At 62.4% G+C, this 737-nt stretch carries 1 protein-coding gene; it reads right to left on the bottom strand.

Features of this window, described 5'->3' with window-relative positions; translation table 11 throughout:
* A partial coding sequence (gene tssI / locus NRB16_RS28815) for a type VI secretion system tip protein TssI/VgrG (protein WP_257107554.1) occupies positions 1-737 on the bottom strand: 737 nt, incomplete at its 3' end.

The raw sequence follows: 737 nt of genomic DNA, 5'->3' as shown, positions 1-737 counted from the left end.
CCGGCGCTGTGCGGGCGCGGCATGGCCGAGCGCACTTCCATGCGGGCGCTGGGCCGTTCGAAGTCGTAGTCGTTAAGCTCCAGTGAACCGGGCTGCACCTCCTGAGCCAGCCGCCAGTCATTGAAGTGGTCGCGTTCACGGTGTTGGCCGTCAGGTGGAAAGTACGGCACCGAGGCGTAGCCGGGCGCCGACTGATGCGCGCCGTAGGCGTCGGCCAGCACCAGCACATGACGGTCCTGCTCGTGGCGGAAAAAGTAATAGATGCCCTCGTGTTCCATCAGCCGGCTGACAAAATCCAGGCTGGTCTCGCGGTACTGCACGCAGTATTCCCACTCGCGATAGGGACGGCTCAGCGCGTCTTCAAAATCAGAAAAACCCAGATCACGAAACACCTGCTTGATGATCTGCGGCACGCTCAGGTGCTGGAAGATCCGGCAGTCCGAGGTGCGACTGAGCAGCCACAGCCAGGGCCGCAGGGTCACCTGATAACTGGCGAACTGGCCACGGTCGGCGTTCTGGCTGCAGCGCGCGACGATGCCATGAAAGTAACGCTGGCCACCGCCGCCCAGCTGCACCGACAGGCTCATGGGCTTGCCGAGCAACTGGTTGAGGTCCAGCGCACCGTCCTTTGAAGTCAGTTGCAGCTCATAGTTGAACAACCGGCCCAACTCATCGCCACCGCTCATGTCCTTGAGCAACAGCACATCCGGCCCGAGCGGGCTGGTGACTTGGGTCAT

The sequence above is a fragment of the Pseudomonas sp. LJDD11 genome (assembly GCF_024584215.1).
Lineage (GTDB): Bacteria > Pseudomonadota > Gammaproteobacteria > Pseudomonadales > Pseudomonadaceae > Aquipseudomonas.
The sequence above is the reverse complement of the archived record's forward strand: the minus strand, read 5'-3'. Positions and strand labels throughout refer to the sequence as shown.